Source organism: Pedobacter sp. B4419, from assembly GCF_059693725.1.
The window spans coordinates 1,943,405-1,962,498 of sequence record NZ_JCASSL010000001.1 but is presented as its reverse complement, the minus strand read 5'-3'; the positions used below and the strand labels follow the sequence as shown (position 1 = coordinate 1,962,498).

The window sequence follows — 19,094 nt, the reverse complement described above, 5'->3', positions numbered from 1 at the left end:
TCCATGCTAAGATACGCCGCCATAGATATAGGTTCGAATGCCGTTAGATTGCTCATTGCCGATATTACCCAGAACGAAAACGGGTACGGATTTAAGAAGAATACCTTGGTAAGGGTGCCGCTGCGCTTAGGTGATGATGCATTTTTGGATCATCAGATCTCTCCAAAAAAGATCGACGACCTGATCAAAACCATGAGCGCCTTTAAAAACCTGATGGACGTTTATCACGTATCGAAATATCTGGCTTGCGCTACTTCTGCCATGCGAGAAGCAGAAAATGGAGAGGAAATCATCAAAACCATCAAAGCAAAAACAGATATCGATTTAGAGATTATTGAAGGCCAACGCGAAGCCAATATCATCTATTCGAACCATATTGAGCAGAACCTGGATAGCAAAAAGAACTATCTGTACATTGATGTGGGCGGTGGCAGCACCGAACTATCGGTATTTGTAAACAAACAGCCACAGGCTTCTAAATCGTTCAATATTGGTACTATCCGCATTTTGGATAACCAAGATAAAGACGAAACCTGGGACGAAATGAAAGACTGGGTAAAATCGAATACCAAAGATTTGAAAAACTTGGCTGGAATTGGTACAGGTGGCAACATCAACAAGCTTTTCCGCATGTCGGGAGAAAAAGAAGATATGCCCTTGACGTTTCTGAAGCTCAAAACCATGTACAATGAGCTGAATGCCTATTCGCTCAAGGAAAGGATCACTTTGCTCAAGCTGAACCAAGATAGGGCAGACGTAATTATTCCTGCCTGCGAAATTTACCTCACCTTAATGAAGTGGACAGGAATTAAACAGGTTTATGTGCCTAAAGTAGGTATGGTAGATGGAATTATCAATTTGCTGATCGAAGAGAATTTGGAGGTTTAACTTATCGAATTGTCATCCCTGACCTGATTCGTGAGCTCACTCGCGGTGTGAACTGAATCAAGAGCATTGCTATAGGTTTTGAAAAACTATGGCAGAGGTCGTCGGCAGTTGTAGCCCTTTTTTCCGCTTTACTTCATTGCATTCCGTGTTCGCTGCAATAAGGTTTATTTGACAAAGCCAGTACGGCATGGCTTAACAAGAACTGAAAACTGTGAACTGCAAACTGAAAACTGAAAACTGAGAACTGAAGTTGGTCTTGCGAAGTTTTTAAACGGTATAGCCCTCAACTTTGCTATTGAAAACAATATAATTAAAAGTTAAATCTCGTAAGTGTTAGCGCATTTATCTCAAGGCATATTGCTTCGTCCCTCGCAATGACGATTACTTTTGTTCGACAATCATTCTAAAAGTCAGGTTAATCCTTGCTTTGCTGACTAATTTAGTTGGAGGCAAGCGGTGCAACCAATGGGTTTGGGTCGTATCTTTCATCACCAATAAGCTTCCGTTTTCTAATGACAAAGAAATCATTTCCTTGCTTTTCTTGTGTTTGAAAGCAAATTTTCGCTCTGCACCAAAACTTAATGAAGCAATTGCCCCATCTTTTTTCAGATCCTTTTCCGCATCGCTATGCCAAGCCATCCCTTCGTCGCCATTGTGGTAAAGGTTTAGCAAACAGGAATTGAATCGTTCACCCGATTTTTCTTCGGCCAATGCCTTTAGCTCGAGTAGGGCTGGTGTCCAGGGCAATGCCTGCTTGGTGACATTAGAATAGGTATATTCGAAGGTTTCATCGCCATACCAAGCCACTTTGCGTTTGGTTAAAATGTGTTTGCCATAAATGACCGCCTCATCGTTTTTCCATTCGATGCTTTGCAGCAAAGTTTGGAAATACTCATTCGCTTTTTGTGGAGATAAAATCCGGCCGTAGTAGTTTACGGTACCATCTTTCGGCAGCAGGTTTTTGATTGTATCGGTTGCTGTGCTAAACAAGTCCATTTTTCCAGTTTTTATAGGCCAGAGAGAGGCAGTGCCCACAAGGGCGATAACCCAAATTTACGGCTTCTTCTGTAGATTTAAAGAAAATACGGTTTTGGTTTTCTTGAAAAGAACGTCATCCCAGACTTGATCCGGGATCTATTGAGCAGGTTTCTATATTCCTCCCCCTGCCCCTTTAAAGGGGGACAAATTTTAACATTGACTAACTCAAGGCATCATGAAAAATAATACCCAAAGTATGTCTTTCTCCATCATGCACTTCGCTTACGCCATGGCGCATTGCAGTGCGGTAATAGCCTTTTGTGCCTTTGGTTGGTCTGAAATTGGTAGTGAAAGCTAAAATATCACCTTTTTTTGGTTTGAGTACAATGGCTTTAGACTGCGCTCTTAAATTTTGCTGGGTCAATACAAATTCTCCACCAGTATAATCTTGTTCAGGTTCGTTTAGAAACAGTAGGATCTGGATAGGAAAAAACGTATCTCCGTAAAGGTCTTGATGTAAAGTATTGAAGCCGCCTTTTACATATTTTAAAATCAGTACTGTAGCTTTATCCTGCTCGTTTTCATGACAGAGCTTTAGGAAATCCTCATGTTGAGCCGGATAATTAACGGCAATATTCAGGGCTCGCATCCAATTATTGGCGGTAGGGGCTAGCAACTGATAGAAATGTGTCCTGAGGATTTGGATAGGTTCTGGCAAGGGATAGTCAAAGTATTTGTATTCGCCCAAGCCAAAACGGTAACGCTCCATAACCACGGTTTTTCGGTAGTGCTCTTTTTTGGGGTATAAAGCAATTAAATCTTCACACATTTTAGCCGATAAAAGCGCTGGCATCAGGGCATAGCCCCGTTCGTTCATATCTTCGTTCAGCTTTGCGGTGTTGATATGAGCCAGTTTTTCTTGTAAATCTCGCATGTTAAATTGCCGGATCGATTTGAGCAGCTTCCCAGCCCAACATGGCTGTTTTTCTAACCTGTCCCCAGTGATATTGTCCGAAATTGCCCGATGACTGGATCACCCTGTGGCAAGGGATGAGGAAGGCAATCGGGTTGTCGCCAACTGCAGAGCCAACAGCCCTTGAGGCATTCGGATTGCCCAATGCTTTTGCAATGTTGCCATAAGTAGTAAACTGGCCCATTGGTACCTTGAGTAAGGTTTCCCATACTTTTAGCTGAAAGGGCGTTCCCTTTAAATGGAGCTTAATAGTGGCGGGCTCGTTCCAGTTTTGATCGAAAATGGCCAAAGCTTCTTCTTGGAGCTGATCTTTTTTCAGCTGGTAACTGGCCAGTGGAAATTGTTTTTTCAATTCGTTAAAAGCTACGTCCTCCTCATCGGCAAATGCCATATAACAAACGCCTTTTGCTGTAGAGGCAATAAGCAACTGGCCAAAAGGGGTTTGAGAAAAGCTGTAATTGATCGTCAGGTTTTCGCCGCCGTTTTTAAATTCGCCCGGTGTCATACCTTCAACATTTACAAATAGGTCATGAAGCCTTCCTGTACCCGATAAGCCAGTTTGAAAGGCAGCATCGAATAAAGTAGATTGCTGGTCTTTCAGCATATTTTTGGCATAATTAAGGCTGAGGTATTGCAAGAATTTTTTCGGACTTACACCAGCCCACTCGCTAAACAAACGCTGAAAGTGGAAAGGACTGAGGTTTACCTTCTCAGCCACTTCATCTAAGTCTGGTTGCGATTTAAAATTTTCTTTCAGGTAGCTGATCGCTTCGGCAATGCGGTAATAATTGATGTTGTTTTGCGTATTCATCTCTCTCATTTTTTTGATAATCAAAGATACCTCGACCGCCCCTGCGATAAAACCCGAAACTTGCGGACTTGCTCAAAGCGTACCGTAAAAATACCCAGAAAAATTGTGTTTTATACGTTTGCCCTGCCACAATTTATGGCATACCTTTATCATTAAACCTATTAATTATTTTTTTAAATAGTTTTATCTTAGCTATTACTATTAATGCTCAGTTATGGAAACCTTGTTCCAATCTAATTTCATCACCATTGATTACAGCCAACAATTAAACGCACTGGTTTCTACTTGGTACCATACCGCAAATGCCGAAGATTATGTTGCCGGAATAAAGGCGTTTAAAAATGAGTTCGACAAGTTGATAGACGTAAACACTTTATGGAATAACATTGATTTTAAGTATGATATTCCCGACGAACTGAAATTATGGACAGATCGTTTTATCAATGCGGCGGCGGTTGACCAAGGCTTTAACAAAAAAATGGCCCTGATTGTTGGCAATGACGTGCTCCCTGCACTAAGTGTGATAGATATCATTCAAAACAGCGAAGTTGTATTTCAGAACAGGTTTTTTTCCAATGAGAACCAAGCCATAGATTGGATCAGTAAAAAGGAAGAAAGGGTTCAGGTTGCTGCAACCGAACCTGAGTGGAAAGTAAATTTGCTCGATAATCAAAAAGCATTGATCAGTTTGGAAGTAGATTCGAATGATTTGGCCATCTACCTGAAACAGATCAACCAACTGATTAAGGATAGAAGATTTATCGTTGAACAACGAAACCGGTTTCAGCGGCTAACCGCAAGAGAACGGCATATACTTTCGCTGATTTTAAAGGGAAACAGTAACGAAGAGATTGCCGAAATGCTCTATCTATCATGCTATACGGTGAAAACCCATCGTAAAAATATCAATCAAAAGCTACAGTGCAAGGCCATGGCCGATCTTTTACTGTACCGGCTTTTCTTATAAAATACAAACTAGTTTGTATTTTATTTTGCGCTCATGCAGCATAGTTTTGATTAAGTATTTATAATGCTTAGCACCCATGAAAAAGATAATTTTTCTAGTATTGGCTTTATTGGCCACAGCTTTTGCCTATGCCCAAAACTGCCCTCAAGGAACAGTTCAATTTGCGTTTACACCAGCACAAAATGTGCAGGTAGTGGCTTGTAAGCAAAACGAAGTTAGCCTAGGCAAGCAAAGCGTGTTTTGGGGTGTAAAAAACCTGACTAACGATAAGCTTTATGTAAAGTTTGTTAAAGTGGTAACCACTACCTGTGGCAAAGTGATGCGTTCTAATGGCGATACTTATCTCAAACCGGGCGAATTTGTTGGCGGAACTACCTTTTCAGGCGAAATTACCTTCGAAACGCAGGTGTGGAAAGAAGATTGCAACGAAGCTAAAAACCGTATCCAATCTATTGCTTATGAAGGTTTAACGGTCCGAAATATTACCGAAGAAGAGCGCAAGAAAGAACAGCAACGCGTGGCTGCTAGTCCTAAGGTTAGTCAGCCTACTACAACTACGGTTCCGAAAACAACCAGCAATCAGCCTGTGCCTACAAGCAATGCACCTAGGCCACAAGAACCTCTACGCCAACAACAACCGTCGCCACAGCAAATTCAGCAGCAGCAACAACGCCAACAATTGGTACAGCAGCAGTTGAATTTATTGAACCAAAAAAGTCAGGCACAAGCAAATGTGGCAAATGCCTTGCTGGGTGGTCTTGCTTCAATCTTAAATGGCAGTCAGATTAGAAATGCCAAAAGAAATATAGCAGATGACAATGACAAGCGAGATCAACAATTTGAGCGGCTCAAAAGTCAATTGGAAGAAGGAAACGGGCATTTGATTGCCTGTAGCAGCTGTGATGGCGAAGGCTACACCGAATGTGGCAGCTGTGGAGGCGAGGGAGAAAAAAAATGTTCAAGCTGTTATGGCAAAGGAGGAGAAACCTGTACGGTTTGCAAGGGTTCTGGGAAAGGCGCATTTAACATGGCTTGTACCTATTGTTTTGGCAAAGGAACCAAAGACTGCCTGATCTGTAGCAATAGCGGCAAAGAATTATGTACTGCCTGCAACGGACTGGGCAAAAGGTTTTGCACTTCCTGCAGGGGAACTGGACAGGTATTTGAACGCGAATATGGCCAGCCTAGCGAACCTGCGCCAGCTTATCAACCTTCGCCTGCTGCACCCACAGTTAATTACAGTGCCCCTGTTGCAAGAGTAGTGCCTTTTGAAACACAGACTTTTAGCCTAGACTATAAACAAGATTGGCTCAAAAAGAAATGGAACGAAGAAAACCATTACATCACCAACATCATCGTGAAAGATGGAAATTATTCTTTGGTGATGTCTACCAATACCACTTACAATGGACAGATCTATAGAACCAAGAAACCTTTTCCGGCAGATACCCTTAAAAAATATTGGGCCCAAGGTTATCAGGTCACGGATATTGCCGGCGATTTAACCAATGGCTGGCGGATAGTGATGTCTAAAGGTGCTGTTTACACCGCACAGTCGTATAAATTGGCAACCGAGATACCAGAAGCTTATATCAAAGCCGAGTGGGACAAAAACTATAGGATTACTACGGTCTCGTCGAATAAAAACGGTACTTGGGCTGTTATCATGTCTGCAGGATCGACTTTAACCGCACAATCCTACAAATATGAGCCTTCCTTGCCAACCGCTTACATCAAGGAGTATTGGGACAAGAACTATTACATTACCGGCACTGCCGTAAATAAAGGGATATGGTTAATGGTGATGTCGCAAACCCCGCTATACAAAAGCCAGACTTATCATATTAGTGATGCTTTCCCGACGGCTTGGGTTAAGGAATATTGGGACAAAGGTTACCGGATTACCACGTTGTCTGAATCGGGGAAATGGTTTGTGGTGATGTCGTTATTTAATTAAGCTAAATTTTAAGATGATGAATAGGAAAAAGATTTTATTGTTGTTATTGGTAATCATTGCCATTTCCTGCAAAAAAGATGGCAACACGGAAGAAGAGCAGGCTGAAGCCACGGATCCGATGATCTCATTTTATAATACCGATGCCGCGGTGGCCTTGCCGGTTAAGGTATATATAGACAACGAATACGTCGGCAACAGCAATTCGGTTTACATGCCGCAACATATTCCGGAATGTGGCAAAATGGACATCAATTTTAAAACCGCTGCAGGCAACCATACTTTTGCCTTGGTAGCCAACGATGGCTATTTTACCACGGGCACTTTTAAGGCTGCAGCGAATAACTGCTTAAAGATCGAATATCGTGGCAGCAATTTTACCAGCATCAATTATGGAACGAAAAATGGGACACTGACCATTATGAGCGGTATTTTGAATGCCAATCCGATTGATGTGTGGATCGATAATAGCTTGGTGGGGAGGCTGCAGACTGCCACAATTACCTATCGCTGTGGGGAAAACAGATCGGGATCGCTGATCAGCATTCAATTGGCGCCGGGTACGCATACCTATAAAGCAGTAGAGAGTGGTACAAATAGAACATGGTCTGGTAGCCGCAACATTATAGCCAACGCCTGCCAGCCCTTGTCTTTTGGTTTATAAATCCAATAGGCTGGTCGCAGCTTTGTCTACAAACCAGTCTAAATTTCCACTTAGGGGATTAATCAACTGCGAAGGGTAAAGCTCATAGTTTTTTTCGCCATTCCCTAATACATGGCTCAAAGCGTTAGCCTTATTCTCTCCAAAGGTGAGGAAGGCTACATGTTTAGCCTGGTTAATTAACGGAGCGGTTAAGCTTACACGATAGGTATCTAATTTTTCAACAAAGACAGCAGCTACGGTTTGCTCTTGGTTATTTACCAAATCGGTATGCGGAAAGATGGATGCGGTATGTGCATCATCGCCCATGCCCAACAAAATCAGGTCGAAAACAATTTCCTGACCTCCAAAATGCTCCTCTAAAGCTTTTTTATAAGCTTGAGCGGCTTCGGCTGGTGCTAGGGTAGTATCTACATAAAAAATATGCGATGCAGGCGTTTGCAGGTTGTCGAACAGATTTTCTTTGGCCATTAAACCATTGTAATCTTTGTGAGTGGGCAATACCGTTCTTTCGTCGCCGAAAAAGAAATAAACCTTGGTCCAGTCAATCTGCGCTTTGTAAGTGGTAGAAAGTGCCTGATATAAGGCTTTAGGCGAATTGCCACCGGTAAGCACAAAATCAAACCTGCCTTTTGCTGCAATGGCTTCATTGGCAATTTTGATGATATAGCTGGCCAGCTTTTCGGTGATCTCGGCAGTGGTATCGTAAATGTGTAGGTTCATTTTATGCGAGTTTAACGTCATGCTGAACTAGGTTCAGCAACTCATTCTAAATGAGATCCCGGATCAAGTCCGGGATGACGCGTAAATTTTATGGCAATGACTTTATGTTTTTATTCTTTTTCTTTGATCGGTAGGGTAAACCAATGGAAGCCATCTCTGGCGATTAGCGCTTCTGCTTCTTCCGGACCCCAGCTGTCGGCAGCGTAGTTAGGGAAGTTTAACGAAGTTTTGTTTTCCCACGTATGGATAATTGGCATTACCAATTCCCAAGCGGCTTCTACCTGGTCGCCACGCATGAACAAAGTCTGATCGCCTTCCATGGCATCTAACAATAAGGTTTCGTAGGCTTCTGGGGTATCGGTATCATAAGTTCCTTTGTAATCGAACACCATATCAACCGGGTTCAATACCATATCAACTCCTGGTCTCTTGGCCTGTACCTGTAAACGGATGCTCATTTCTGGCTGCAAGCTGATGATCAAGCGGTTTTGTTGCCAAATTTCGGCTACGTTTGATGAAAAGATATGGTGAGGCACATCTTTAAACTGAATGGTAATGAGCGAAGAAGTTTGGTTAAGGCGTTTTCCGGTTCTTAAGTAGAAAGGAACACCTTGCCAGCGCCAATTGTCGATGTGGAATTTTATAGCGGCAAAAGTTTCGGTATTCGAATGTGGATCAACTCCATTTTCGTGACGATAGCTAGGTACTTCTTTACCAGCTACCCAGCCCTTGCCATATTGGCCGCGAACCGAGTTATAGCTCACTTCTTCAGGCTTAAATGGACGCATTGCCCTTAGCACTTCAACCTTTCTATCCCTAATCTCGTCTGCATCGAAAGAAATAGGCGCTTCCATGCCCACCAAGCACAATAATTGCAACAAGTGGTTTTGGATCATATCCCTCAACGCACCAGAGCCTTCATAATAGCCACCGCGATCGCCCACACCCAATTGCTCGGTTACCGAGATCTGCACATGATCGATGTAGTTTCTGTTCCACAAAGGCTCGAAAAGTGAATTGGCAAAACGGAAAGCCATCATGTTCTGTACGGTTTCCTTGCCCAGGTAATGGTCAATCCTGTAGATCTGTTTTTCGGTAAAGATGCCGTCTAACAATAAATTAAGCTCTTTCGCAGTTTCTAAATCGTGTCCAAAAGGCTTCTCAATTACGATACGGCTGTTGTTTTCGTCGCCGGTTAATTTGTATTTCTTTAAACATTCGGCAATTAGCGGGAAGAAATTTGGCGCTACAGCCAAGTAATAAATCACCTGGGTATCTTCACCAAATTCTGCTTTGTATTTTTCGATGTTTTCTTTCAGGTCTTCAAAAGTTTTTTGCGAAGTGATATCAATTGGGCAATAATGGATATTTACACCAAATTTCTCCCATTTATCGGCTTTTACCTTGCCGTTTCTCGAAAACTCGTTGATGCTCTCGAGCAATTCCTGCTGATATTTCTCATCAGTAAATTCCGTTCTTCCAGTTCCAATGATGGAGAACTTTTCTGGCATATAACCCTCTGTATACAAGTTGTATAGGGCAGGAGCCAGTTTGCGTTTGTTTAAGTCGCCAGTACCACCAAATATGATAAAAATGGTTGGTCTGAGATTACTTGCTTTTTTCATCGCTTTAAATATGTCTTCAGTGGTGATGAATCTGCCATGATTTTACGTATTTCGTTGTTTATGGTAAATCTTGGCGATTTCATCGTATTATTGTTGTATGAAGCCTGAGGGATGTATCTTCAATGCTCCATTGGCTGTTCTGTTATGCGTTTTTTTGGTTCCAGTCTGCGTGAAAAATACCATCGCTGTCAATTCTTTCGAAAGTATGTGCACCAAAGAAATCACGTTGCGCCTGCGTTAGATTTGAAGGCATCCTTCCGGTTTTCAAGGTGTCGAAATAAGTCAATGCCGAAGCAAATGCCGGAATAGCCACGCCAGCCTCAATAGCCGAACTTACTACCGTTCTGGTTCCTTTCAGGCTTTGTTTCAGTTTCTGTTGGATGGCCAAATCGGCATACAAATGAGAAAGTTCAGGATTTTTGCTGTAGGCTTGATAGATGTCTTCCAAAAACTCGGCCCTAATGATACAGCCACCGCGCCATATTTTGGCAATCTCGGCTAGGTTCAGCTCATATTTGTATTCTACAGAAGCCTGGGTCAGCAAATGCATGCCTTGTGCATAAGCCGCTACCATGGCAAAATAAAAAGCTTCTTCCAAATCGGCAATAAAATCTTTGGCTGCTTTCATTGGCGTAGATGTACCAAAAGCCTCGCCTAATTCTACACGCAGTTTTTTCAATTTAGAAAGGTTCCTGGTCGAAACAGCTGCATCAATGGTAGGGATGGGTACTTCCACATCCATGGCCACTTGCGAAGTCCATTTGCCGGTTCCTTTAGATTTGGCTTCGTCTTTGATTTCATCAACCAATAAATTGCCTGTTTTTACGTCTTTAAACAAGAACACATCTTTGGTAATCTCCATCAAAAACGATTGCAGACGGCCCTTGTTCCAATCATCAAATACCTTTTGGATTTGTTGATTGTCATAGTTCAAGCCGTTTTTCAATATTTCATAAGTCTCAGCCAATAGCTCCATAATGGCATATTCGATACCATTATGTGTCATTTTAACGAAGTGGCCCGATGCACCTGGGCCAATGTAGGTTACGCAAGGATCACCGTTTACTTTTGCCGAAACGGCTTCCAGCATTTTCTTCACAACGGCATAGGCTTGCTTATCGCCACCTGGCATTAAGCTAGGTCCGAATCTCGCACCTTCTTCGCCACCAGAAATTCCCATTCCAAAAAAGTGGATGCCTTTATCCTTTAACTCCAACGATCTTCTGCTAGTATCCGTAAAGTGTGAGTTACCGCTGTCTATAATGATATCGCCTTTATCCAAAAGGGGCTCTAACTCTAAAATCACACTGTCTACAATGGCGCCAGCTGGTACCAAAAGAATTACTGTACGTGGACTTTGCAGGCTTTGTACGAATTCCTTAATGTCTGAAAAGCCTTTAAGCTGGTGGTCTTTGCCTTCTTCCTCAAAGATCTGAAGCATTTTTTCGCTTTTGTCATATCCGGTTACTGCAAAGCCGTTATCGGCCATATTCAAGAGCAAATTACGTCCCATGGTGCCTAAGCCAACCATACCGAAAGCGTAGGGTGCTTTATTGTCGTTATTCATGTGTGGATTGATTTATACTTTCTAAAATTGTTTTACTTTGTTCGAAGCCTTCGTGTACAAAGGCGTTGATGCCCATTTGCTTGGCAATGGCTACGTGAATGGCCCTGTCGTCGAAATAAAGGCAGTGTTCTGGTGCCACATGGGCGATGCCCAAGGCCAGTCTAAATATGCATGGATCAGGTTTAGAAACACCTACTTCGCAGGAGGAAATAAAGGCATCAAAACATTGGTCTAATCCAAATTGGTCAATGCGGTAGTCGTTAAATTCCTTGCCTTCGTTGTTCACGGCAAAGATCCTGATCTGTGTTTTTTTCTTCCATTCAATTAACCAAGGGAGGAAATGGGGCAGTTGGGTAGATTTAGAGAACATAAACTCCCTAAAATCAGCCTTTTCAAAAGAACGGGGCTTGTTAAAAATAACCGATTCTAAATATTGGTCCAGGCTTAGCTTTCCGTTTTCGAACAGCGGGAAAGCTACGGCATGGTCTTTTTCAAATTGGATGGGTTCTAAACCGAAACGATCAGCCGCTTCCATTCTGGCTTTATGGTTCCAGCCATCGCTCAACAGCACGCCTCCGATATCCAAGAAGAGCAGCTTAATATCCTTCATTATTTTTCTTCTGGGTAAGTAGTATACACATGGTATTTTTCTTTGGCCTGCCATAATTTGGCGCCACCTTTGATACCATCTTTGTTAGAAACGAGTTTAATGTTATTGTCTAAATCGAAATTAATCTCATTAGAATTGCCACCGCCAATGTAGAGCATGTCGTAATTGAATACGGTTTTATAGGTTTCGATGATGTATTGCAGGCGCTTGTTCCATTTCTTTTTGCCTACTTTTTCAAATCCACGGTCGCCGATGTAATCATCATAATCCTCTTTTTTGTTAATTGGCAGATGCGAAAGCTCCAAATGGGGCAAAAGTTCTCCATCAAACAGCAATGAGGTGCCAAAACCAGTGCCCAAAGTAAATACGATTTCAAATCCTTTGCCACTTACAATACCCAATCCCTGCTGGTCGGCATCGTTGATCAGGCGTACGGGCTTGTTGAACTGGTTGCTTACTCTTTGGGCCAAATCTACATTGGTCCATTGGTTGGGAGCCAAATTTGGTGCTGTTTGTACAACGCCACATTTTACATAGCCCGGAAAACCAATAGATATTTTTGCGAAATCCGACAGGTCTTTGGTTAAAGCTGCAATCGCTTCCAAAACCGCATCTGGCGTAGATTTTTTGGGAGTGGGTTTTTTTTTAAAATCGGTGAGCAATTTTCCCTGTGGACTAAGGATACAAGCCTTAATGTTGGTACCACCTATATCAATAGATAAAATATTGCCTTGAGGTACTTTGTTTTGTAGAGGCATAAGCGCTGCTGATTGATGCGTTTTGATAAAAATTAATTCTTTTATCAGACAAACAAAAATACAACCATTAAGTTAGCTATACCATAATATTTGTGTAATAAGTTGTGGTTAATTATTAACAAAAACTCACAATTGTGGATTAAAGGTAACTTAGCCACCACTGCTTATGGCTCGCCTTGTATTTTCTGAACCAAATGCAGGGTCGATAGAGCGAAGCCACTACCACCAGCCAAATGAGATAGACGATAGGCAGGCTATAGCCAAAATCGAACGGCCTGAACAAAAATGGTATTTGGGGCGTCACGATATCTTTGGTGCCGTAGCCGTTTGCAAAAAAGAAAATGACCAATAAGCCATGGATCACGTAAAAATGCAGTACATAATAGAAAAACGGCACATTGCCGTAAACCATCGTAACGCGGGCAAACCAGTTTTTAAGGTTTTCAATGCCAGACAAGAGCATCAATGCCGGACCTAAAGTCATTCCATAATATTGAAGCGATGGCGGATACTTGCTTACGTTAAGGAATGAAAATACGGTTTGCAACAGGTTGTCGTATTCTTTTCTTGGCGTGGGATTGCCATACCAATTGAAATAGCGAAGCACCAAGAAGGATGCGAAAAGCCCAAGTCCGGTATAAAATAGCAGTCGTTTTCTTCTCTGTGCATCAAATTGCGCATTGTACCATTGGCCAATCGAAAAACCCAAAAACATGGCGCCTGTCCAAGGCAATACAGCATACAATACACCCAAAGTATAGTTTGCACTGATCGGTAAAAACATGCCGTTTGTAGTAAAGAAAGCGGCAAATATGCCTCCGCCCAATGTATTGGTGTTTGGGGTAGCGATATAGTTGAAGATGTTGAGGCCAAAGAAGAGCAATAAGCCAATAACCAGCACTAAGCGATGGGAAATTCGGCTCACAATGCCCAATAAAATCATGCTCCAACCAATGGCCCAAATCACCTGTAAAATAATGACGTTGTACAGCGGGTTAAAGGTCAATCCCAATGTAATGATCACCACCTCTACGATAAGGAGCCAAATGCCTCTTTTGATTAAAAAACTACTGGCTTGTTTAGGATCTTTGTTTTTTGCTGACAGGTAAGCCGATACGCCCGACAGAAAAACAAAGGTAGGGGCGCAGAAATGCGTAATCCAACGGGTGAAAAAAAGAAACAGGTTGGTGGTATCTGGATTCATCGGATCAGTGGTAATACCGCCGATATGAAAAAAATCACGGGTGTGGTCTAATGCCATGATGATCATGACCAAGCCTCTTAAAATATCAATAGATAGGATGCGTTTGGCTGAGTTATCCATTTGATGCAGGGTTAATTTAAATAAAGATAAATTAACCCTGCAATTATCGGATAAATTATCGCGAAAAATTATAAGAACTTACGTCCTTCCCGCTCGAGTTTACATCTTCGTAAGAAATATGCAATTCGTTTTTGTTAATGCTTTTGATTTCAAACTCAATTTCGTTGGGGATCGATAAAATGGTTTTATCGTTGCTTTTGTAAACAGTGTATTGGTAAGTATCCTCGTTGTCTCCCTGTTTTGTAATGAGTTGTGTATCGGTAAAAGTCCAGGTAGCGTCATAAGTATCTTTGTCGCTGCTCAAGAGCTTGCCCTTATCGTCATAACTTTCATTAACGATCTCTTTGATGGTCCATGTTCCTACGATCAGTTTTTCGGGTTTGTTGTTTGATTCTTTCTTGCAGGCAGTAAACAGCACCAGCAATGCCAACAAGGCAAAGTAAAATTTTTTCATTGCTACAGATTTTGAGTTAATTCTGTGTTTGCCTTACCAATATCGATGCCAAAAAGTTGAATTAACTAAAAATTAATATTTAACCTGTAGGAAAGTCGAGCAGTACTTTAGGCGATTTTTTAATCATATTGCCGATCAGCTCGCGGGTTTCTATGTTTTTGAAATAAAGCGGGTTTCCATCTTTGATTTTCTTTTTGATGCAGCAATAGAGGTAAAGGCATTTGATCCAGTTGAGCGCGCTGGCTTTGTCTTTCCAGATTTGTGGGTAGAGCAATACTTCGTTGTTTTCGATACGAACTAGGTTTTTGCCTTCCAGCTCCTTCACATTGGCGATAATTTGAGCAGTTTGCTGGGCAACATTGGTTTTTAAGGCTACTTTTTTATTGGCGTAGAACATGAGGCAATTTAACTAATCGTTAACGGGATTAAAAAGGCAGGCCGCTACGGTTAAGGCAAAGCTGGCTACTACACCTACGGTACGCACACTATTCCACATGTTCCATTTGGCCTCGAACAAGGCTCTTTGGGAGGCCAATTCTTCGGCATTGGCGCTGGCGAGGTTAAATTTGTCCAAGGCATCGTTCAAGGGTACATTGCCAAACATGGTTACGCCAAAAACAGCAACGATATAAAGTAGGCTTGCACTCAGCAGCAACCAAAAGCGGGCAGATAGGGCAGGCGTATAGCTGAAATAGGTACTCAAAGGCAACAAGATAAGCGTGCCCATAAAACTGAAAAAGAAGACGGGGTTGAGGATAGCCCTATTGATGGACTGCATAGCCGATAAATAGCCAAAATCATTTAAAGCGTGTAGGCCTGGATTTACAGAACAAGCGTAGCTGTAAAAAAGTCCGGAAATTAAGCCACAGGCTAGGGTGGTTAATGCCAAAATAAAAATGCTCATGGTCTTTCTCCTCATGTCTGGATCAAACTTATGGAATTTGGAGTAATATTAAAAGTTATCCCTGGCACTGTTGCCTTGTCAATAAGTTTTCCTGCATGGACTCGAACCACAATCTTCTGAACCAAAATCAGACGTGCTGCCATTGCACCACAGGAAAATAAAGTGGAAATAAAAGGACTCGAACCTTTAACCGGTACCGTATAAGAGTACTGCTCTAACCATTGAGCTATATTTCCATGGTTAGCTAAGGAGAGTTCGGGATAGTCCCAAAACAAAAAATCCCCTTAGCGTTATCTAAGAGGATTCTATTGTTTAAATATTTTTATTCAATGCATAGCTATCCCCTCCGATCAATCGGTTGTGGTATCAAGCTTTGTATTGATGTCATTTTCATGGTGCAATGATACGAAAATTCTTTTTGAATAGGAAATATTTTTTGCTGATACGGTTTCATCTTGGGCAAATTCTCTTTGTACCGCAAGAAGCAGTATCGCCCAGGGCGGATTAGGAGCGTGCTGGATGTTCATAATTTTTACATTTGATTTGGAGAGCCTAATTAGAAATATATTTGCGAAACAGCACAGGAAACCAAAATTAAATAGAGTTTTATGAAAGATGGCGTTAAATATACAGTTAGCCTAAGTTTTGGGGAGATTAAGCTACCCCCGTTTCAGGATATTTTGATTTTGGGCAGGGATGGTGCACAAGGACGAATTGGCCTCTCTAGGTCTTTTGAACTGCTCATTCCCAATGGCTTTGAAACCATCACCATAGACGAGGAAAACATAGAAGCCATTTTCGTGAATAGAAAAATCCTGAAGAAATTGCCTGCCGATCGTTTGATCGCCATATTAAAAGAAAAGGTATTTCCATTCGTATCAAAAGAAGAATTGGTAAGGGTCGACTGTAAAATCAACATTTCCCTGAGTAATATTGAGCTAGAATATCGGTCATGACCAGTCAGCTGTTCAGGAAAGAATACAAGACGATCGATGCATATGACGCAACTACAAAGGCGAGGAAGATCGTACAGGAAAGCGGAGCTGTCATTGTAATGGAAGATGGTGAGCCGATAGGTTTACTCTCGGCCGAAGACCTGGCTGCAAAGCGCTACAACCTGGTTATTGATTGTTTATCCGAGAAACCAAAGGTTGAAGTGGAGCAACTGCTTGATGAGGTAATTGACCTCATGAAAAAATCAAAGGTCGATGTATTGCCTGTTTATGATTCCGGAAAATTGATAGGGATCATTCATAAGCACGATATCCTTGAGCATTTTATGGAATCTATTCAAGTCCAAAAAGCTGCTGTGCAGCAAATCGTCCACGATCTGAAAAATCCTATTTCCAATATCAACGGTTTGCACGAATTGCTGGGGCAAAATATTATCAAAGAAGAAAACAAGGCTTTGTTGGCATATTCTCAACAGGCTTGTGATCAAGCTACCGAAATCTTAAATCATATCCTGCTTGCCGAGCGGAACGAGAATAGCAAAAGCAAAATTGAACTCAGCAGTTTTTTGCGCAATTGTTTGGCAGAGATCAAAGGCAATGCTGCATTGAAAAGATTACCTTGGAAGATCATATCCCTCCAGAGCCTTATTTGCTGCTTACCGATCGAAGAAAGCTGGCGCGGGTCATCCATAATCTGTTGTCGAATGCCTTGAAATTTACCGAACAGGGAGGGAATATCCTTTTGTCTTTAGGTATTGCCGACAACCAGTATCAAATTACCATCCAGGATTCGGGCATGGGCATTCCCTTAGCCATTCAGCCCCTAATTTTTAATAAGTTTACCGATGCCAACAGGTTGGGCACCAATGGAGAAAACTCTACGGGCTTGGGTTTGTCCATCACCAAAGAACTCGTTGCCCAATTGGGCGGAAGCATTGCATTTGAGAGTACGGAAAATGTAGGAACTGCTTTTTATTTGAGGTTTGATTTGTAGTTAAAAATAGCTTAAAGAATGGATTGATTTTAACTGCAAGGTTAAGATTATCAACCTTAATAGGATTAAAATTTTGCATTAAAATAGTTTTAAATCATTGTTTTTAACGATTTAAATATTATCTTAGGTTTAGCTCTTGGTTAGATCCCCCTAACAGCAGATTTTGTTAAATCCCCTTAACAAATAGATTGTTCCTTTTCGTTTTCTCAGTATTAACAGCTAAATAATAGTCGCATGAAAAATGTAAAAAGATGCCTGTTTTTTTTATTTTTTGCATTGGCGGTAACAAGAGTTGCTTCCCAAGGCAGAGATAGTCTCAAAGCTTATGACCAATGGAGAAATATGCGGTTAGGCTTGTTCATACACTGGGCCACTTCCAGTGGAAAAGGGTTGAACCCCTCACATTCACATGCGCGTAAAAGCGCGCTAAATGCTCATGGAACAGTACCGGCAGACGAGTATGATGCCTATTATAAAACCTTTAATCCGGTTAAGTACAATCCTGATGAATGGCTGAAACTGGCTTATGCCGCTGGCATGCGTTATACCGTATTTGTAGCTAAACACCATGATGGATTTTGTATGTTTAATACTACAGCCACCGATTACAACATTATGGCCACCCCTTATGCTAAAGATGTATCAAAGCAATTTGCAGAAGCTTGTAGACGCCAGGGCTTGGCCTTGGGCTGGCAGTTTTCAGCCAAGGACTGGAAAAATCCGGATTTCAATACCCGACAGGACAAATACAATCAATACTATATCCACCTCATTGATGAGCTGACCAAAAACTACGGACCAGTGTCTGTGCTTTGGTTTGATGGCATTGAACCCGTACCCTCAGAAAAATGGAAAGAAGCCACCCAAACCATTCCTGGTCTTGTTTATGCCCGAAATCCCAATACCATGTTAGGTATTCATGGTGCTGTAAAAGAAGATTTTTTAAGTTTTGAGTACATGGTTGGCGGATTTGATAGGGTAAAACCTTGGGAAACCTGTGAGGCCATTAATCCCAGTGGATGGGTTTATAACAAACCGATGGAGCCTTTTCCATTCCAAAACATGTTGCGAACCTTGGTATATACCATATCAAGAGACGGAAATTATTTGTTAGATGTCGGCCCCATGGAAACAGGAGAACTTTATCCTCCGGATGCAAAAAGATTGCAAGAATTTGCCGATTGGATGAAAATTAATGGAGAAGCCGTACATGGTACAAGGGGAGGGCCTTATCGCGATGGAGAATGGGGTGGTGCTACCTGTAAAGACAATAATGTTTACCTGTTTGTTTCCGATAAAGTGCAGGGAGAATATTCGTTGCCCTTGCTAAATGCAAAGATCAAGGAAGTAAAACGATTGGACAATGGCAGTATAAAGTGGAAAATAAAGAACAATAAGTTGGTAATTCAGCTCCCTGATTATACTAAAAAAGAACCGACTAATTTTACAGTGGTGAAGTTGATACTCGATAGAGCTGCCTATCCTTTGGCCATTGTTGATGGTCAGCCAAATTTGGCTGAAGAAGCAAAAATTACGCCTTCAAGTATTAGGGATAATGATCTTAAAAAGTATGGAACCCAGCTGTTTTTTGATAACAATGGTCAATCTGCTTGGCAAGACCGCAAAGAAGATATTTTATCTACCTTGTCTTTTGAATGGACTAAACCAGTAACGCTTGGTAGCCTTTCTCTTTCAGAAGCACTTTCTCCTTCAGAAACAACGGGGCTGGTTGAGAGTTGGTGCGATTGGTATGGACTAAAATTAGAGGTTTCGGAAAACAAAAATGGACCTTGGAAAACAATATTAACCCATAACGGCATGCTAGGGTCGCCACCGATAATGACTTTTCCTAAAACAACGACCAGCTACGCACGGATCGAAATTCGCAAAAATCCGGGTAGGCAGTTGAAGATTTCAGAATTAAGGTTTTTTGCACCACTCAAATAGATT

Annotated in this window: 21 protein-coding genes, 1 tRNA gene and 1 pseudogene; 8 read left to right on the top strand and 15 right to left on the bottom strand. The window is 41.8% G+C overall.

Annotation, left to right across the window (positions count from 1 at the left end):
- Positions 1-3: 3 nt before the first annotated feature.
- Entirely contained in the window at positions 4-888 is an 885-nt protein-coding gene (locus AC570H_RS08135) for a Ppx/GppA phosphatase family protein (protein ID WP_497353536.1), read from the top strand.
- A 381-nt stretch (positions 889-1,269) separates the two neighbouring features.
- On the opposite strand, the gene AC570H_RS08130 is transcribed toward AC570H_RS08135, so the two are convergent.
- From AC570H_RS08130 to AC570H_RS08115, 4 genes and pseudogenes are all read right to left on the bottom strand, one after another.
- On the bottom strand, positions 1,270-1,884 hold the full coding sequence (locus AC570H_RS08130; RefSeq protein WP_497353534.1) for an alpha-ketoglutarate-dependent dioxygenase AlkB family protein: 615 nt from the start codon (positions 1,882-1,884) through the stop codon (positions 1,270-1,272).
- Positions 1,871-1,975: pseudogene (locus AC570H_RS08125) on the bottom strand (Ada metal-binding domain-containing protein); the annotation flags it as partial. The pseudogene AC570H_RS08125 and the gene AC570H_RS08130, both read right to left, overlap by 14 nt.
- Positions 1,976-2,086: 111 nt before the next feature.
- Entirely contained in the window at positions 2,087-2,800 is a 714-nt protein-coding gene (locus AC570H_RS08120) for a 2OG-Fe(II) oxygenase (RefSeq protein ID WP_497353532.1), read from the bottom strand.
- 1 nt (position 2,801) lies between these two features.
- Positions 2,802-3,650, bottom strand: a complete 849-nt coding sequence (locus tag AC570H_RS08115) for a bifunctional helix-turn-helix domain-containing protein/methylated-DNA--[protein]-cysteine S-methyltransferase (protein ID WP_497353530.1) — start codon at positions 3,648-3,650, stop codon at positions 2,802-2,804.
- Between the two features lie 214 nt (positions 3,651-3,864).
- Between AC570H_RS08115 and AC570H_RS08110 the strand changes: the two genes are divergently transcribed.
- From AC570H_RS08110 to AC570H_RS08100, 3 genes are all read left to right on the top strand, one after another.
- On the top strand, positions 3,865-4,617 hold the full coding sequence (locus AC570H_RS08110) for a LuxR C-terminal-related transcriptional regulator (RefSeq protein WP_497353528.1): 753 nt from the start codon (positions 3,865-3,867) through the stop codon (positions 4,615-4,617).
- Positions 4,618-4,693: 76 nt separating this feature from the next.
- Positions 4,694-6,574 (top strand): DUF7477 domain-containing protein, encoded by a 1,881-nt coding sequence (locus AC570H_RS08105; RefSeq protein ID WP_497353526.1) that lies wholly within the window; start codon positions 4,694-4,696, stop codon positions 6,572-6,574.
- 13 nt (positions 6,575-6,587) lie between these two features.
- Entirely contained in the window at positions 6,588-7,235 is a 648-nt protein-coding gene (locus tag AC570H_RS08100) for a hypothetical protein (protein WP_497353524.1), read from the top strand.
- Here AC570H_RS08100 and pgl read toward each other — a convergent pair.
- The 11 genes from pgl to AC570H_RS08045 all read right to left on the bottom strand — a co-directional run bounded on the left by pgl (position 7,230) and on the right by AC570H_RS08045 (position 15,724).
- Entirely contained in the window at positions 7,230-7,955 is a 726-nt protein-coding gene (pgl, locus tag AC570H_RS08095) for a 6-phosphogluconolactonase (protein ID WP_497353522.1), read from the bottom strand. The genes AC570H_RS08100 and pgl overlap by 6 nt on opposite strands.
- Positions 7,956-8,065: 110 nt before the next feature.
- A complete protein-coding gene (gene zwf, locus AC570H_RS08090; protein WP_497353520.1) occupies positions 8,066-9,580 on the bottom strand; it encodes a glucose-6-phosphate dehydrogenase in 1,515 nt (504 codons plus the stop codon).
- 142 nt (positions 9,581-9,722) lie between these two features.
- On the bottom strand, positions 9,723-11,147 hold the full coding sequence (gene gnd, locus AC570H_RS08085; RefSeq protein WP_497353518.1) for an NADP-dependent phosphogluconate dehydrogenase: 1,425 nt from the start codon (positions 11,145-11,147) through the stop codon (positions 9,723-9,725).
- Entirely contained in the window at positions 11,140-11,757 is a 618-nt protein-coding gene (locus AC570H_RS08080; protein WP_497353516.1) for an HAD family hydrolase, read from the bottom strand. Before AC570H_RS08080 ends, gnd begins: the two co-directional genes overlap by 8 nt.
- Positions 11,757-12,515 carry an ROK family protein gene (locus AC570H_RS08075; RefSeq protein WP_497353514.1) on the bottom strand — a complete coding sequence of 253 codons (759 nt, stop codon included), beginning with the start codon at positions 12,513-12,515 and terminating at the stop codon, positions 11,757-11,759. The genes AC570H_RS08080 and AC570H_RS08075 overlap by 1 nt, the downstream gene beginning before the upstream one ends.
- A gap of 139 nt (positions 12,516-12,654) precedes the next feature.
- Complete coding sequence (locus tag AC570H_RS08070) at positions 12,655-13,839, bottom strand: acetyltransferase domain-containing protein (RefSeq protein ID WP_497353512.1); 1,185 nt, start codon at positions 13,837-13,839, stop codon at positions 12,655-12,657.
- 55 nt (positions 13,840-13,894) lie between these two features.
- The gene (locus AC570H_RS08065) at positions 13,895-14,293 is read right to left on the bottom strand and encodes a hypothetical protein (RefSeq protein WP_497353510.1); all 399 of its coding nucleotides are present in this window, start codon (positions 14,291-14,293) and stop codon (positions 13,895-13,897) included.
- A gap of 79 nt (positions 14,294-14,372) precedes the next feature.
- A complete protein-coding gene (locus AC570H_RS08060) occupies positions 14,373-14,690 on the bottom strand; it encodes a hypothetical protein (protein ID WP_497353508.1) in 318 nt (105 codons plus the stop codon).
- Positions 14,691-14,702: 12 nt separating this feature from the next.
- Positions 14,703-15,212: an anthrone oxygenase family protein gene (locus AC570H_RS08055; protein ID WP_497353506.1), complete on the bottom strand. Its 510-nt coding sequence runs from the start codon at positions 15,210-15,212 to the stop codon at positions 14,703-14,705.
- 148 nt (positions 15,213-15,360) lie between these two features.
- Positions 15,361-15,433: transfer RNA gene (locus tag AC570H_RS08050), tRNA-Ile, on the bottom strand.
- Positions 15,434-15,547: 114 nt separating this feature from the next.
- Positions 15,548-15,724, bottom strand: coding sequence for a hypothetical protein (locus AC570H_RS08045; protein WP_497353504.1), 177 nt, complete (start codon positions 15,722-15,724; stop codon positions 15,548-15,550).
- Between the two features lie 81 nt (positions 15,725-15,805).
- Here AC570H_RS08045 and AC570H_RS08040 point away from each other — a divergent pair, with 81 nt between their 5' ends.
- The 4 genes from AC570H_RS08040 (at position 15,806) to AC570H_RS08025 (ending at position 19,091) form a co-directional block, all read left to right on the top strand.
- Positions 15,806-16,153, top strand: coding sequence for a hypothetical protein (locus AC570H_RS08040; protein WP_497353502.1), 348 nt, complete (start codon positions 15,806-15,808; stop codon positions 16,151-16,153).
- On the top strand, positions 16,150-16,863 hold the full coding sequence (locus tag AC570H_RS08035) for a CBS domain-containing protein (protein ID WP_497353500.1): 714 nt from the start codon (positions 16,150-16,152) through the stop codon (positions 16,861-16,863). The genes AC570H_RS08040 and AC570H_RS08035 overlap by 4 nt, the downstream gene beginning before the upstream one ends.
- Positions 16,860-17,144 carry a sensor histidine kinase gene (locus AC570H_RS08030; RefSeq protein WP_497353498.1) on the top strand — a complete coding sequence of 95 codons (285 nt, stop codon included), beginning with the start codon at positions 16,860-16,862 and terminating at the stop codon, positions 17,142-17,144. The genes AC570H_RS08035 and AC570H_RS08030 overlap by 4 nt, the downstream gene beginning before the upstream one ends.
- Positions 17,145-17,378: 234 nt before the next feature.
- Complete coding sequence (locus AC570H_RS08025) at positions 17,379-19,091, top strand: alpha-L-fucosidase (protein ID WP_497353496.1); 1,713 nt, start codon at positions 17,379-17,381, stop codon at positions 19,089-19,091.
- Positions 19,092-19,094: the final 3 nt, after the last annotated feature.

What these genes read in the sequence shown, in the direction of transcription:
- AC570H_RS08135 (WP_497353536.1), top strand. Translation starts at nt 4, where the DNA reads ATGCTAAGATACGCCGCCATAGATATAGGTTCGAATGCCGTTAGATTG.
- AC570H_RS08130 (WP_497353534.1), bottom strand. Translation starts at nt 1,884, where the DNA reads ATGGACTTGTTTAGCACAGCAACCGATACAATCAAAAACCTGCTGCCG.
- AC570H_RS08120 (WP_497353532.1), bottom strand. Translation starts at nt 2,800, where the DNA reads ATGCGAGATTTACAAGAAAAACTGGCTCATATCAACACCGCAAAGCTG.
- AC570H_RS08115 (WP_497353530.1), bottom strand. Translation starts at nt 3,650, where the DNA reads ATGAATACGCAAAACAACATCAATTATTACCGCATTGCCGAAGCGATC.
- AC570H_RS08110 (WP_497353528.1), top strand. Translation starts at nt 3,865, where the DNA reads ATGGAAACCTTGTTCCAATCTAATTTCATCACCATTGATTACAGCCAA.
- AC570H_RS08105 (WP_497353526.1), top strand. Translation starts at nt 4,694, where the DNA reads ATGAAAAAGATAATTTTTCTAGTATTGGCTTTATTGGCCACAGCTTTT.
- AC570H_RS08100 (WP_497353524.1), top strand. Translation starts at nt 6,588, where the DNA reads ATGATGAATAGGAAAAAGATTTTATTGTTGTTATTGGTAATCATTGCC.
- pgl (WP_497353522.1), bottom strand. Translation starts at nt 7,955, where the DNA reads ATGAACCTACACATTTACGATACCACTGCCGAGATCACCGAAAAGCTG.
- zwf (WP_497353520.1), bottom strand. Translation starts at nt 9,580, where the DNA reads ATGAAAAAAGCAAGTAATCTCAGACCAACCATTTTTATCATATTTGGT.
- gnd (WP_497353518.1), bottom strand. Translation starts at nt 11,147, where the DNA reads ATGAATAACGACAATAAAGCACCCTACGCTTTCGGTATGGTTGGCTTA.
- AC570H_RS08080 (WP_497353516.1), bottom strand. Translation starts at nt 11,757, where the DNA reads ATGAAGGATATTAAGCTGCTCTTCTTGGATATCGGAGGCGTGCTGTTG.
- AC570H_RS08075 (WP_497353514.1), bottom strand. Translation starts at nt 12,515, where the DNA reads ATGCCTCTACAAAACAAAGTACCTCAAGGCAATATTTTATCTATTGAT.
- AC570H_RS08070 (WP_497353512.1), bottom strand. Translation starts at nt 13,839, where the DNA reads ATGGATAACTCAGCCAAACGCATCCTATCTATTGATATTTTAAGAGGC.
- AC570H_RS08065 (WP_497353510.1), bottom strand. Translation starts at nt 14,293, where the DNA reads ATGAAAAAATTTTACTTTGCCTTGTTGGCATTGCTGGTGCTGTTTACT.
- AC570H_RS08060 (WP_497353508.1), bottom strand. Translation starts at nt 14,690, where the DNA reads ATGTTCTACGCCAATAAAAAAGTAGCCTTAAAAACCAATGTTGCCCAG.
- AC570H_RS08055 (WP_497353506.1), bottom strand. Translation starts at nt 15,212, where the DNA reads ATGAGGAGAAAGACCATGAGCATTTTTATTTTGGCATTAACCACCCTA.
- AC570H_RS08045 (WP_497353504.1), bottom strand. Translation starts at nt 15,724, where the DNA reads ATGAACATCCAGCACGCTCCTAATCCGCCCTGGGCGATACTGCTTCTT.
- AC570H_RS08040 (WP_497353502.1), top strand. Translation starts at nt 15,806, where the DNA reads ATGAAAGATGGCGTTAAATATACAGTTAGCCTAAGTTTTGGGGAGATT.
- AC570H_RS08035 (WP_497353500.1), top strand. Translation starts at nt 16,150, where the DNA reads ATGACCAGTCAGCTGTTCAGGAAAGAATACAAGACGATCGATGCATAT.
- AC570H_RS08025 (WP_497353496.1), top strand. Translation starts at nt 17,379, where the DNA reads ATGAAAAATGTAAAAAGATGCCTGTTTTTTTTATTTTTTGCATTGGCG.